Source organism: Pectobacterium colocasium, from assembly GCF_020181655.1.
GTDB classification, from domain to species: domain Bacteria; phylum Pseudomonadota; class Gammaproteobacteria; order Enterobacterales; family Enterobacteriaceae; genus Pectobacterium; species Pectobacterium colocasium.
On record NZ_CP084032.1, the window covers coordinates 2,591,580 to 2,604,988 of the forward strand.

General features: G+C 56.9%; 13 protein-coding genes. 4 read left to right on the forward strand and 9 right to left on the reverse strand.

Features of this window, described 5'->3' with window-relative positions:
* Positions 1 to 34: 34 nt before the first annotated feature.
* Both xerC (LCF41_RS11700) and LCF41_RS11705 read right to left on the reverse strand, forming a co-directional pair.
* Positions 35 to 1,144: a site-specific tyrosine recombinase XerC gene (gene xerC, locus LCF41_RS11700; protein ID WP_225084765.1), complete on the reverse strand. Its 1,110-nt coding sequence runs from the start codon at positions 1,142 to 1,144 to the stop codon at positions 35 to 37.
* On the reverse strand, positions 1,131 to 4,388 hold the full coding sequence (locus tag LCF41_RS11705; protein WP_225084766.1) for a CHC2 zinc finger domain-containing protein: 3,258 nt from the start codon (positions 4,386 to 4,388) through the stop codon (positions 1,131 to 1,133). The genes xerC (LCF41_RS11700) and LCF41_RS11705 overlap by 14 nt, the downstream gene beginning before the upstream one ends.
* Positions 4,389 to 4,522: 134 nt before the next feature.
* Here LCF41_RS11705 and LCF41_RS11710 point away from each other — a divergent pair, with 134 nt between their 5' ends.
* Complete coding sequence (locus tag LCF41_RS11710; RefSeq protein ID WP_225084767.1) at positions 4,523 to 4,867, forward strand: helix-turn-helix domain-containing protein; 345 nt, start codon at positions 4,523 to 4,525, stop codon at positions 4,865 to 4,867.
* A gap of 79 nt (positions 4,868 to 4,946) precedes the next feature.
* On the forward strand, positions 4,947 to 5,171 hold the full coding sequence (locus LCF41_RS11715; RefSeq protein ID WP_225084768.1) for a SymE family type I addiction module toxin: 225 nt from the start codon (positions 4,947 to 4,949) through the stop codon (positions 5,169 to 5,171).
* A 65-nt stretch (positions 5,172 to 5,236) separates the two neighbouring features.
* Here LCF41_RS11715 and LCF41_RS11720 read toward each other — a convergent pair whose 3' ends face one another.
* The 6 genes from LCF41_RS11720 to LCF41_RS11745 form a co-directional block, all read right to left on the reverse strand.
* Positions 5,237 to 5,530, reverse strand: coding sequence for a hypothetical protein (locus LCF41_RS11720; RefSeq protein WP_130621517.1), 294 nt, complete (start codon positions 5,528 to 5,530; stop codon positions 5,237 to 5,239).
* A gap of 15 nt (positions 5,531 to 5,545) precedes the next feature.
* Positions 5,546 to 6,274 carry a TreTu family toxin gene (locus tag LCF41_RS11725; RefSeq protein WP_225084769.1) on the reverse strand — a complete coding sequence of 243 codons (729 nt, stop codon included), beginning with the start codon at positions 6,272 to 6,274 and terminating at the stop codon, positions 5,546 to 5,548.
* A 1,021-nt stretch (positions 6,275 to 7,295) separates the two neighbouring features.
* The gene (locus tag LCF41_RS11730; RefSeq protein WP_225084763.1) at positions 7,296 to 7,607 is read right to left on the reverse strand and encodes a type II toxin-antitoxin system RelE/ParE family toxin; all 312 of its coding nucleotides are present in this window, start codon (positions 7,605 to 7,607) and stop codon (positions 7,296 to 7,298) included.
* The gene (locus LCF41_RS11735) at positions 7,604 to 7,867 is read right to left on the reverse strand and encodes a type II toxin-antitoxin system ParD family antitoxin (RefSeq protein ID WP_225084764.1); all 264 of its coding nucleotides are present in this window, start codon (positions 7,865 to 7,867) and stop codon (positions 7,604 to 7,606) included. Before LCF41_RS11735 ends, LCF41_RS11730 begins: the two co-directional genes overlap by 4 nt.
* Before the next feature lie 34 nt (positions 7,868 to 7,901).
* Complete coding sequence (gene xerC / locus LCF41_RS11740) at positions 7,902 to 9,011, reverse strand: site-specific tyrosine recombinase XerC (RefSeq protein ID WP_225084765.1); 1,110 nt, start codon at positions 9,009 to 9,011, stop codon at positions 7,902 to 7,904.
* A complete protein-coding gene (locus tag LCF41_RS11745) occupies positions 8,998 to 12,255 on the reverse strand; it encodes a CHC2 zinc finger domain-containing protein (RefSeq protein WP_225084766.1) in 3,258 nt (1,085 codons plus the stop codon). The genes xerC (LCF41_RS11740) and LCF41_RS11745 overlap by 14 nt, the downstream gene beginning before the upstream one ends.
* Positions 12,256 to 12,389: 134 nt before the next feature.
* Here LCF41_RS11745 and LCF41_RS11750 point away from each other — a divergent pair, with 134 nt between their 5' ends.
* The gene (locus tag LCF41_RS11750; RefSeq protein ID WP_225084767.1) at positions 12,390 to 12,734 is read left to right on the forward strand and encodes a helix-turn-helix domain-containing protein; all 345 of its coding nucleotides are present in this window, start codon (positions 12,390 to 12,392) and stop codon (positions 12,732 to 12,734) included.
* 79 nt (positions 12,735 to 12,813) lie between these two features.
* Positions 12,814 to 13,038, forward strand: coding sequence for a SymE family type I addiction module toxin (locus LCF41_RS11755; protein WP_225084768.1), 225 nt, complete (start codon positions 12,814 to 12,816; stop codon positions 13,036 to 13,038).
* Between the two features lie 65 nt (positions 13,039 to 13,103).
* Here LCF41_RS11755 and LCF41_RS11760 read toward each other — a convergent pair whose 3' ends face one another.
* Positions 13,104 to 13,397 (reverse strand): hypothetical protein, encoded by a 294-nt coding sequence (locus LCF41_RS11760; RefSeq protein WP_130621517.1) that lies wholly within the window; start codon positions 13,395 to 13,397, stop codon positions 13,104 to 13,106.
* Positions 13,398 to 13,409: the final 12 nt, after the last annotated feature.

Consider the following 13,409-nt stretch of genomic DNA (forward strand, 5'->3'; position numbering starts at 1 on the left):
TATTGCCTCCAACTACACAGGATAGTATCTATTATTATCTGTTAGTATTTTCTTCCTCTCCCGTTCCGTCAACCCCTTCTTTCTGATGCGCCTCCTCTTCTGCCGTCAGGTCAGCCAGCAGCCCGGTTTCTTCCTCTGCCTCACGCTCCGCCGGGTGCGTACTCGCATGGACTGCGGATAACGCCTTGATGGAGACTTGCGTATAGATTTGCGTGCTCTCCACGCTCGCATGACCCAGCATCGCCTGTATCCACCGGATATCTGCCCCGTTCTCCAGCATCTGTGTTGCCATCGCATGGCGGAACAGGTGACAGCTTCCCCACGGCGCGAGTCCCGATGCCCTGATGTAGTGGCCGACCGTGTGGGTAATGCCGTTCGCCGTCAGTCCCGCGATTCCATCCAGCGCCACGAACAGCGCGGTAATGTCCTGACTGACCAGCAGTTGCGGCCTCACCTGTTGCTGGTAGTGACTCAGCCAGCGCAGCGCCCGGTTTCCTATCGGGATAACCCGGTCTTTTCTTCCCTTGCCCTGCCTCACCGTCACCGTTTTACGGCTCCCGTCCACGCTGTAGACGTCCAGCTTTGCCACCTCGCCTCTGCGCAGCCCCGTTGACCACAGCAGCTCCATCAGCGCACGGTCACGCTGACCCTGAAGCGTCGTCAGGTCGGGCAACGCCAGCACCTGCTCCACGTCCTCCACGCTCAGTATCGTGCGCGGCAGTCGCTTTTCCAGCTTCGGCAGTTCCAGGTCGGCCGCCGGGTTCGCCAGTATCAGATGCTGTTTCGTCAGCCAACTGAACCACACCTGCAACGGCTGTAACGCCGTGCGCTGGGTCCGGGTGGAGAGGGGTTCACCGTTGCCTTTGCGGTACTGGTACAGATGCCGCTGGTAGCGTTCAAGGATGGGGCGGGTTACGTCACGGGCATAATGCACACCCCGCTCTGCCGCCCACAGGATGAACCGGTACTGGTGATGTGTTTGTACCTTCAGCGTCGCTTCCGACCCGTTGCGCTCCCGCCGCCACACCACGAACCGCAGTAGCAGCGCGTACAGGCTCTTCGGGTCGCTGGCCGGACCAACAGGCTGACGGTAGACCTCATCCACTGTCAGCAGCGCACCCGCTCGCGGTTTACGGTTGGCCATGCGTCACCTCCTTGTTGACATTGGGGGCGATAGCAGCAGCACGTTTTCTTTTTCCTCTTATTACTGCTTCCGGTGCAACCCCGACCACTTCGGCGTCCAGCCCTTGCGCTGTCTGGCCTGATGCCACTTTTTCCATACCAGACTTGACCCGAACTTGAGGCAGACTTGAGCCAGACTTATCCTCCACCAAGTCAGACTTGCGTTCACTGCCCTCTGATAACGGGTCATCAACACTGGCAGCAGGCAGTACGCCAACGGGCGATTTTCGTTTTCCCTTTATTACCGCATTTGCTTCAGGACAGACTTGCAGACCGTTAACGCCTTGTGCTGTCTGGGCTGACCCGGTATTTTCCACACCAGACTTGCCCCCGACTTGAGGCAGACTTGAGCCAGACTTATCTTCATCCTGACCAGACTTGCACTCATCGCCCTCATGTTCAGCCACATGAAGCAGACCGCACAGGTGACTTTCATCACCGTTGCCACCGTCCCACAGCAGCTCGTACTGCAACAGATGACCCCGACTACCGCCGTGCAGCAGCAGATATTCCATTTCACTCAGCCGCAGACAGTGGTTCTTGAGCTGGCTGTCACTCCAGTTGGTGTAACCCCGGATGTCCCGCCGCGTGAACCGCACCTCTCCCGACTGACAGCCCTGACGCTGTGCCATATCGCTCACCATCGTCTGTATCAGCAGCAACAGCTTCCGCGTCTGTGGCGGCATCTCGTCCAGCGTTCGCCCCAGTACCTCATGCGCCAGGTGATTGGCTAACGCGATATCACTCTGTGCCACCTCGATATACTCGATAACCTGCCCCCGGTGCTCGACCCGTTTCACTTCCCGCTGGTAGTGATGTAACAACGCGATGGACTGGATTAAGGTCAGGTATTTCATATGGTCGCGCCGGGTGCGGGTTTTATCACTCAGGAACGTCAGCCGGTCGGCATACGGGTTCACCACCTTCAGCGGCCTCAACAGCCGCTGCGCGTTCTGGTGTAGCCGGGTCAGATACTGCTTTTCTGAGGACTGAAGCAGCCCTTCCAGCGTCTGGCCGTGACGCTGCATCGCGTGTATCGCCTGCGTCTGCTCTCTGGATTCATTCACCGTCAGAACCAGACAGCGGTTCAGCAGCTCTTCGTCTACGTCGATGGCCGTGGTGGTCAGCATCAGCATCACCGGTCCCTGTACCTTGTATTCCCGTGTCACCAGTTCGCCGCTCTGCTCGTTCTTCCCGGTCGAGGCTATCTTCAGCTCCCCGTCCGACTGCAACAGCTTCAGCGCATACGCCGCCTGCCGCACCCCTTCTTCTTCCGCTATCGCCAGTATCTTGTGCTGTAGCGAGGTCTCGCCAAGGTAGTACAGGCTCTGCCCGGTCATCGCCGAGTACTGGATGCGCTCTTCTTCCGGCATCAGCCCCAGCACCGCGTCCATCAGCGAGGATTTCCCCGCCGCCGAACTGCTCTGTATCAGCACCGCAAGCGGTTTATCCAGCTTGCGCGACGTCGCCGCCAGATACCCGGTCAGCAGATTGGTGCTTTCTCCCACCACGCCGCACGACGCCAGATCATTGATGATGCGTTCAGTCAGGTCGGGAGATTTGAGTAATGCCAGCGCTGCCGCTTCGTCTTCCGCGCTGACCGTCACCGCCGCTGTAGCGTCCGACTGCACCGTAGATTGTCGCGCTTCATCCTGCTTCTGCTCCAGCATCAGCAGCACCCGACCGCATTCACGTTTGATGACCGAGGACTCACAGCCCAGTTCAACCGCCGCTGCGCTGATATAACCCTGACGATGACGTGAACTGTACATATCCAGTGAGTCCACATGGAACGCACCGGTACTCTCATCCCGCACCTGCACGTTGACTTTCATCACCTCGGCAACGCTGTTCTTCTGCCAGCCCCGCACCCGCCACACCCGTGGTCCGGCGCGTAACAGCAGCTCGCCCGTATCCGTTTGTTCGCACGGGATAAGTGCCTGAACCGGTGGTGTTGTTGGTTCATTCGGCTGGGCAGCTAAAGAAGGAGGGGTTTCACTCACGCCAGATACCGGCGTTTCATGCGAGAACACCACACCGGGAACCATGCCTTTACCCATCCATTGTGCCTGCTCCAGCGCCAGCCCTAACGCCGCTTCAGGATTACCACTTTTCAGCGCATAGGCATTCGCATCCAGCCCCGCAGGGAACTGCACCCGCCACGCCCCGATACCGCCTTCCAGCAGGTCAGCGGCCACGGCTACCGCACCCCGGTCGCCTGCCTCATCCCGGTCATAGGCGATTAACACCCGCTTGACCCCGTGGTACTGCAACGCCGCCAGATGCTCAGCGGTAAAACCGTTCGCCCCGTAAGCCGTGGTCACATGGCGGAACCCCGCGCACCAGAAGGTCATCGCATCGATTAACGCTTCACACAGGATGACCTCTGACGACGCCTTCAGCGCTTCCTCATTCCACACCCCGCTTAACGGTGACGGCAGATAAAGATGCTTCGCCGCCCCTTTCTTCACCGCGTAGTCCGCCGTGGTCCGGCGACCGTACAACTGCAACACCCGCCCGCGCTGCGCCACGTCAGCCGATTCCGACCAGCCGATAACCGGCATCACCACACAGCCCCGGAAGTGGTCTTGTCGCGTACTCGCCCGCAACACCCCCAGCCCGGCCAGCCGCTCACGCAGCCGTTTTCCCTCACCGCTTGACGAGGACGGCAACAGCCCCGCGCTGCCGCCGATACCGTGATGACCCGCGAACCCCAGCTTAAAATGGCTTACCAGTTCAGGATGGTTCAGCCCGCGACTGACCAGCCACTGCTGCGCCTCCGGGCTGGTCAGCAGATTGTGGTGATAGAAGTCGATAACCTGATGCAACAACGCCTGACCGTCATCATCCAGGTCAGACAGCGGCGTCCGCGCCACTGGCGGCGAAGCCAGTACAGGGACGGCGGCTAAAGAAGACGGGGTTCCGGCCAGCTCCCGCAGCCGCACCAGAGTCTGCGGGTAGGTCAGCCGCTCGGTGTGTTGCAGCCAGTCCAGCACCGACCCCGACGCGCCGCAGCCGAAGCAGTGATACAGGTTCTTTGATGGCGTGATAACGCAGGACGGCGTTTTCTCCCGGTGGAACGGACACAGACACACATAGCTGTCGTCACCCTGCTTTTTCAGCACATGTCCCTGACTTTGCGCCACGCTCAGCAATGACACCTCATGCTTGAGTCGCGCCAGTTCTGCCGGTGTCAGTCGTCCCATTCCGTCACTCCTGTAAAAAACCTGTCAATATGCCTTTATGGTTTATTTATACATGCATATATGGTATATTACAAGTGCCACTTACGATACAGGGGGTTAAGATGCTGGCATTGTTTCCTTGGCGAGTAATATCTATGGACTTTGGTAAACGTCTTGCTGCCCTGCGTAAAGACCGTAAGCTGACACAAGCGGCTCTGGCTGAGAAGGTGGGCTGTCACGTGACGATGATACGCCGCTATGAGTCTGACGAAGTTCAGCCCACGCTGGAGATTATCCGTAAGCTGTCCTGTGCGCTGTCGGTCAGTGCAGATACGCTTGTTTTTGATAAGGCTGAACGCAACCCCGACGATGAGCTGCGCTTGCAGTTTGAGGCGGTGAGTCAGTTCTCACCTGAAGAGAAGGAAGTGGCCAGAGTGCTGCTGGAGTCATTGATCCTCAAGCACGATGCCAACCGTTTTACACGTAAGACACCGAGTTAACCGTAATTTTAGCGCGACCCGCCAGCGCGGGAACACTGTCAGGTCGCTCACCATAACCCACTAAGTGAGGTAGTTAATCATGGCTGAACGCGATTCTAAGTCAGAACCCCGCGCAACTGAAGTAAAAGAGCCACAACGGCATTACACCGTCGGTTACGCCCCCAACGGCATGAAGGGCAACCCGCCGCCGCAACTCACGCTGAAGGGCCGCTGGCTGGAAGACCTCGGTTTTAACACCGGACAGCCGGTTATCGTCACCGTCGAGCGCGGGCGACTGGTGATTGAGGCGGAGCTAAGGTTCTGACCGATAAAAACAACGATCCCGGTCTGTTTTAGCCGGGGCCGTTATGTGAATAGAAGAATGGCAAATTAATTGCCATTTTCTTCAATACCATTCAAGAGCTTTACTAAAGTTTCTATGGCTTTCAACTGCTCCTCATCAGGGCCTAACAATAAATTGAGCCTTTGGTCATCGAGTATAAGGTCATATATATCAATGCTTATCCAACCTTTTGACCAAAAATCAACAGTTCCGACTTTATTGTGCCCCTCGAATTCAACTCGTTCGAGATCGCCAAAATCACCATCAAGAAAAGAAGTGTATTGAAAGCTATATCCCACTAAAATTGGCTCTATTTTTTTCTTAAAAAAGTTAATATCCATAATTTAAATAACCATCTATTTTTTATCTATAATTGAAATATTTTTTACATCAGGCAATTGTGTGCCTCCTTGCTTATTCAGCATAAATTGCTGTGACTTACTTGCATCTGGACCGATTAATTTAAACCAACCGTCTTTCCCACCTTGCAACAAGCTTTTAGTAGAAACATCAAATTCAGCATAAACTGACCCTGCTGGTGCAGTACCTTTAAAGTCCGAGGCTCCATTAGTGGAAATGAATGTTTGTCCCCCACCACCTTGAATAACTTTGCCACTATTTTGCATTTGAGCTAGTTCATCAGGGGACATCCATCTACCTACCCTCGTCACATTTATCCCATCAATAACTCTGCTTTCACCGACTTTTAATGAAGTAGCAGCATTACTCGTAGTGACCCCTTGAGAATTGGTTGTCGGGTTGGTCGGCTCCACCGTCTGCCCAGGCTTCGTCAAACTACCCGTACCTAACGCCCCATACACAGCATTAGTCAGGCCATCTGCGGCTGTCTTCGCCAGCGCTGACTCCAGCCAGCCACATTTACCTGCGCATTGTTCGATGATATCAGCATACCAGTTCGCACTGTTTTCATAACTACGTCCCGCCAGAGCATCCTGTACACCAAGTTGAGCGTAAGCTTTTCCATCGGTTTCTATCTGGCTGCGCATTGCTGCAACACAGGCGCTATCACCTGCTTCCCAGCAAGACTTCAGCTTCTGGATATTTTCTGCCGACTCCTTCGCCATGTCCTTGCGCACGCCCTGCTCGCAGGATGGCTCACCGCTACACGCTTTCAGTTTTTCAGCAAACTCAACCGGCCTCCCTTTGTTTAGGAAGTTATTCTCAACAACAACGTTTTCCGGTGCGGACTCAGCCAGCGAACTTCACTTTTCCCTGTGCCGTCAGCCAGTTACAGCTGGTTTTTTCTGATGCGTTTCGATGCCCCGACTCCGAAGCCCCGATACGCGTTTTTAGCCCCCGGCACGCTACCGCCCCGCCGTGACCTTACCGCCTGCAACCGCCACATCATAGCAGCAGCCCAAGTCGCTGCCAGTAGTCGTTTTGTTGTTGAACCGGGTTTTATCGCGGCGCGAGCCGTTCCGCAGCTTGCTGTGGGACGGTGAAGCGTCTGCCGGGTGCGGGCTGGTGAAGCCCGCAAGACAACGCCTTAGCGGGAGGCCCCCGGCGGGGGCCGCACGGGGCGGAGATGGCGAGCACGGGAACGAGCAAGGAGCCGGCGACTGCGAGCCGGGCGCAGCCAGTGCAGCAGGGTTGGGCGGGGGCGAGGTAAAGCCCTTCAGCGCCGTGACGCAGGAACGGCTTCTGCTTTGATGTTGACGTTGATGTTTGCTGAGGATTGACGCCGAAGCCTGCGCCGCCAGGGACGGCGGCCACTCCGTCAGAGCCAGGGAAGCACGCTGAGGTTTGCAGCAGAGGGCGCAGCCCTGTGCGCCACACCGCGCCACAGAGCCCAACCCCGGCGGCCAGCCGCTCACCACTGCCGAAGCAGTCCGCAGCGCGCCCATTAGCTGCCCGGCGCCGACATAATGTTCGTTGCGCGTTGGCCGCGTTCAGCGGCTTTCGCGTAATGCCACATTATGTTGAATGACGTTCGGCCAGCAACGTGAGATAAAGGGAGTGACTGAGGTGGGCGCTGGCCGGGCGGCATTTACCGCCGGAGTGCCCAGCCTGAACAAGGCAAGCGCTGCGCCACGGATGGCGCAGCTTTTGCCCGACGCCGTACCCTGCGGCCTTGAAGAGAACGAGCTAACTTTTGTGACTATTTGGTACATCGGAGAACAGATTGTCGATATCACGCGCACCGTGCAAGACACGCTCTATCCTGACCTCCGTATCCGTCGTTCCATACAGGATAAGATAACGACCATAGACACAACTTCGGATGGATTGCCCCAGCTCTGGACGCTCACGGTAGAGCCAGGGATTGTCGCCGATTACACAACACTGCCGGTACAAGTCTTCGGTAAAGCTCAGCGCCCGTACCGGGTTATCTTGCGCGATATAGTCACCTATCGCTTCGATATCCTGCTCTGCCAGCGGCGATACCGTCAGTTTCATTCCGCTTCCTCACCTTCAGCCATGTTCCGGTATTTCTGCGACAGACGCCCGAACACCGCTTCAGCATCCTTGCCCTTTCCGCTGTTTACGCCCAACTCGACCGCCGTCCGTAGCGCATCAAGCTTTACCTGCTGCTCTCGCTCCTCCAGTGCCCGCAACCCTGCACGGATGACCTCGCTGACATTGTTGTAACGACCACTTTCGATTTGTTCACGGATAAATTGCTCGAAGTAAGGACTTAACGCGATACTGGTTGCCATTATTGCCTCCAACTACACAGGATAGTATCTATTATTATCTGTTAGTATTTTCTTCCTCTCCCGTTCCGTCAACCCCTTCTTTCTGATGCGCCTCCTCTTCTGCCGTCAGGTCAGCCAGCAGCCCGGTTTCTTCCTCTGCCTCACGCTCCGCCGGGTGCGTACTCGCATGGACTGCGGATAACGCCTTGATGGAGACTTGCGTATAGATTTGCGTGCTCTCCACGCTCGCATGACCCAGCATCGCCTGTATCCACCGGATATCTGCCCCGTTCTCCAGCATCTGTGTTGCCATCGCATGGCGGAACAGGTGACAGCTTCCCCACGGCGCGAGTCCCGATGCCCTGATGTAGTGGCCGACCGTGTGGGTAATGCCGTTCGCCGTCAGTCCCGCGATTCCATCCAGCGCCACGAACAGCGCGGTAATGTCCTGACTGACCAGCAGTTGCGGCCTCACCTGTTGCTGGTAGTGACTCAGCCAGCGCAGCGCCCGGTTTCCTATCGGGATAACCCGGTCTTTTCTTCCCTTGCCCTGCCTCACCGTCACCGTTTTACGGCTCCCGTCCACGCTGTAGACGTCCAGCTTTGCCACCTCGCCTCTGCGCAGCCCCGTTGACCACAGCAGCTCCATCAGCGCACGGTCACGCTGACCCTGAAGCGTCGTCAGGTCGGGCAACGCCAGCACCTGCTCCACGTCCTCCACGCTCAGTATCGTGCGCGGCAGTCGCTTTTCCAGCTTCGGCAGTTCCAGGTCGGCCGCCGGGTTCGCCAGTATCAGATGCTGTTTCGTCAGCCAACTGAACCACACCTGCAACGGCTGTAACGCCGTGCGCTGGGTCCGGGTGGAGAGGGGTTCACCGTTGCCTTTGCGGTACTGGTACAGATGCCGCTGGTAGCGTTCAAGGATGGGGCGGGTTACGTCACGGGCATAATGCACACCCCGCTCTGCCGCCCACAGGATGAACCGGTACTGGTGATGTGTTTGTACCTTCAGCGTCGCTTCCGACCCGTTGCGCTCCCGCCGCCACACCACGAACCGCAGTAGCAGCGCGTACAGGCTCTTCGGGTCGCTGGCCGGACCAACAGGCTGACGGTAGACCTCATCCACTGTCAGCAGCGCACCCGCTCGCGGTTTACGGTTGGCCATGCGTCACCTCCTTGTTGACATTGGGGGCGATAGCAGCAGCACGTTTTCTTTTTCCTCTTATTACTGCTTCCGGTGCAACCCCGACCACTTCGGCGTCCAGCCCTTGCGCTGTCTGGCCTGATGCCACTTTTTCCATACCAGACTTGACCCGAACTTGAGGCAGACTTGAGCCAGACTTATCCTCCACCAAGTCAGACTTGCGTTCACTGCCCTCTGATAACGGGTCATCAACACTGGCAGCAGGCAGTACGCCAACGGGCGATTTTCGTTTTCCCTTTATTACCGCATTTGCTTCAGGACAGACTTGCAGACCGTTAACGCCTTGTGCTGTCTGGGCTGACCCGGTATTTTCCACACCAGACTTGCCCCCGACTTGAGGCAGACTTGAGCCAGACTTATCTTCATCCTGACCAGACTTGCACTCATCGCCCTCATGTTCAGCCACATGAAGCAGACCGCACAGGTGACTTTCATCACCGTTGCCACCGTCCCACAGCAGCTCGTACTGCAACAGATGACCCCGACTACCGCCGTGCAGCAGCAGATATTCCATTTCACTCAGCCGCAGACAGTGGTTCTTGAGCTGGCTGTCACTCCAGTTGGTGTAACCCCGGATGTCCCGCCGCGTGAACCGCACCTCTCCCGACTGACAGCCCTGACGCTGTGCCATATCGCTCACCATCGTCTGTATCAGCAGCAACAGCTTCCGCGTCTGTGGCGGCATCTCGTCCAGCGTTCGCCCCAGTACCTCATGCGCCAGGTGATTGGCTAACGCGATATCACTCTGTGCCACCTCGATATACTCGATAACCTGCCCCCGGTGCTCGACCCGTTTCACTTCCCGCTGGTAGTGATGTAACAACGCGATGGACTGGATTAAGGTCAGGTATTTCATATGGTCGCGCCGGGTGCGGGTTTTATCACTCAGGAACGTCAGCCGGTCGGCATACGGGTTCACCACCTTCAGCGGCCTCAACAGCCGCTGCGCGTTCTGGTGTAGCCGGGTCAGATACTGCTTTTCTGAGGACTGAAGCAGCCCTTCCAGCGTCTGGCCGTGACGCTGCATCGCGTGTATCGCCTGCGTCTGCTCTCTGGATTCATTCACCGTCAGAACCAGACAGCGGTTCAGCAGCTCTTCGTCTACGTCGATGGCCGTGGTGGTCAGCATCAGCATCACCGGTCCCTGTACCTTGTATTCCCGTGTCACCAGTTCGCCGCTCTGCTCGTTCTTCCCGGTCGAGGCTATCTTCAGCTCCCCGTCCGACTGCAACAGCTTCAGCGCATACGCCGCCTGCCGCACCCCTTCTTCTTCCGCTATCGCCAGTATCTTGTGCTGTAGCGAGGTCTCGCCAAGGTAGTACAGGCTCTGCCCGGTCATCGCCGAGTACTGGATGCGCTCTTCTTCCGGCATCAGCCCCAGCACCGCGTCCATCAGCGAGGATTTCCCCGCCGCCGAACTGCTCTGTATCAGCACCGCAAGCGGTTTATCCAGCTTGCGCGACGTCGCCGCCAGATACCCGGTCAGCAGATTGGTGCTTTCTCCCACCACGCCGCACGACGCCAGATCATTGATGATGCGTTCAGTCAGGTCGGGAGATTTGAGTAATGCCAGCGCTGCCGCTTCGTCTTCCGCGCTGACCGTCACCGCCGCTGTAGCGTCCGACTGCACCGTAGATTGTCGCGCTTCATCCTGCTTCTGCTCCAGCATCAGCAGCACCCGACCGCATTCACGTTTGATGACCGAGGACTCACAGCCCAGTTCAACCGCCGCTGCGCTGATATAACCCTGACGATGACGTGAACTGTACATATCCAGTGAGTCCACATGGAACGCACCGGTACTCTCATCCCGCACCTGCACGTTGACTTTCATCACCTCGGCAACGCTGTTCTTCTGCCAGCCCCGCACCCGCCACACCCGTGGTCCGGCGCGTAACAGCAGCTCGCCCGTATCCGTTTGTTCGCACGGGATAAGTGCCTGAACCGGTGGTGTTGTTGGTTCATTCGGCTGGGCAGCTAAAGAAGGAGGGGTTTCACTCACGCCAGATACCGGCGTTTCATGCGAGAACACCACACCGGGAACCATGCCTTTACCCATCCATTGTGCCTGCTCCAGCGCCAGCCCTAACGCCGCTTCAGGATTACCACTTTTCAGCGCATAGGCATTCGCATCCAGCCCCGCAGGGAACTGCACCCGCCACGCCCCGATACCGCCTTCCAGCAGGTCAGCGGCCACGGCTACCGCACCCCGGTCGCCTGCCTCATCCCGGTCATAGGCGATTAACACCCGCTTGACCCCGTGGTACTGCAACGCCGCCAGATGCTCAGCGGTAAAACCGTTCGCCCCGTAAGCCGTGGTCACATGGCGGAACCCCGCGCACCAGAAGGTCATCGCATCGATTAACGCTTCACACAGGATGACCTCTGACGACGCCTTCAGCGCTTCCTCATTCCACACCCCGCTTAACGGTGACGGCAGATAAAGATGCTTCGCCGCCCCTTTCTTCACCGCGTAGTCCGCCGTGGTCCGGCGACCGTACAACTGCAACACCCGCCCGCGCTGCGCCACGTCAGCCGATTCCGACCAGCCGATAACCGGCATCACCACACAGCCCCGGAAGTGGTCTTGTCGCGTACTCGCCCGCAACACCCCCAGCCCGGCCAGCCGCTCACGCAGCCGTTTTCCCTCACCGCTTGACGAGGACGGCAACAGCCCCGCGCTGCCGCCGATACCGTGATGACCCGCGAACCCCAGCTTAAAATGGCTTACCAGTTCAGGATGGTTCAGCCCGCGACTGACCAGCCACTGCTGCGCCTCCGGGCTGGTCAGCAGATTGTGGTGATAGAAGTCGATAACCTGATGCAACAACGCCTGACCGTCATCATCCAGGTCAGACAGCGGCGTCCGCGCCACTGGCGGCGAAGCCAGTACAGGGACGGCGGCTAAAGAAGACGGGGTTCCGGCCAGCTCCCGCAGCCGCACCAGAGTCTGCGGGTAGGTCAGCCGCTCGGTGTGTTGCAGCCAGTCCAGCACCGACCCCGACGCGCCGCAGCCGAAGCAGTGATACAGGTTCTTTGATGGCGTGATAACGCAGGACGGCGTTTTCTCCCGGTGGAACGGACACAGACACACATAGCTGTCGTCACCCTGCTTTTTCAGCACATGTCCCTGACTTTGCGCCACGCTCAGCAATGACACCTCATGCTTGAGTCGCGCCAGTTCTGCCGGTGTCAGTCGTCCCATTCCGTCACTCCTGTAAAAAACCTGTCAATATGCCTTTATGGTTTATTTATACATGCATATATGGTATATTACAAGTGCCACTTACGATACAGGGGGTTAAGATGCTGGCATTGTTTCCTTGGCGAGTAATATCTATGGACTTTGGTAAACGTCTTGCTGCCCTGCGTAAAGACCGTAAGCTGACACAAGCGGCTCTGGCTGAGAAGGTGGGCTGTCACGTGACGATGATACGCCGCTATGAGTCTGACGAAGTTCAGCCCACGCTGGAGATTATCCGTAAGCTGTCCTGTGCGCTGTCGGTCAGTGCAGATACGCTTGTTTTTGATAAGGCTGAACGCAACCCCGACGATGAGCTGCGCTTGCAGTTTGAGGCGGTGAGTCAGTTCTCACCTGAAGAGAAGGAAGTGGCCAGAGTGCTGCTGGAGTCATTGATCCTCAAGCACGATGCCAACCGTTTTACACGTAAGACACCGAGTTAACCGTAATTTTAGCGCGACCCGCCAGCGCGGGAACACTGTCAGGTCGCTCACCATAACCCACTAAGTGAGGTAGTTAATCATGGCTGAACGCGATTCTAAGTCAGAACCCCGCGCAACTGAAGTAAAAGAGCCACAACGGCATTACACCGTCGGTTACGCCCCCAACGGCATGAAGGGCAACCCGCCGCCGCAACTCACGCTGAAGGGCCGCTGGCTGGAAGACCTCGGTTTTAACACCGGACAGCCGGTTATCGTCACCGTCGAGCGCGGGCGACTGGTGATTGAGGCGGAGCTAAGGTTCTGACCGATAAAAACAACGATCCCGGTCTGTTTTAGCCGGGGCCGTTATGTGAATAGAAGAATGGCAAATTAATTGCCATTTTCTTCAATACCATTCAAGAGCTTTACTAAAGTTTCTATGGCTTTCAACTGCTCCTCATCAGGGCCTAACAATAAATTGAGCCTTTGGTCATCGAGTATAAGGTCATATATATCAATGCTTATCCAACCTTTTGACCAAAAATCAACAGTTCCGACTTTATTGTGCCCCTCGAATTCAACTCGTTCGAGATCGCCAAAATCACCATCAAGAAAAGAAGTGTATTGAAAGCTATATCCCACTAAAATTGGCTCTATTTTTTTCTTAAAAAAGTTAATATCCATAATTTAAATAAC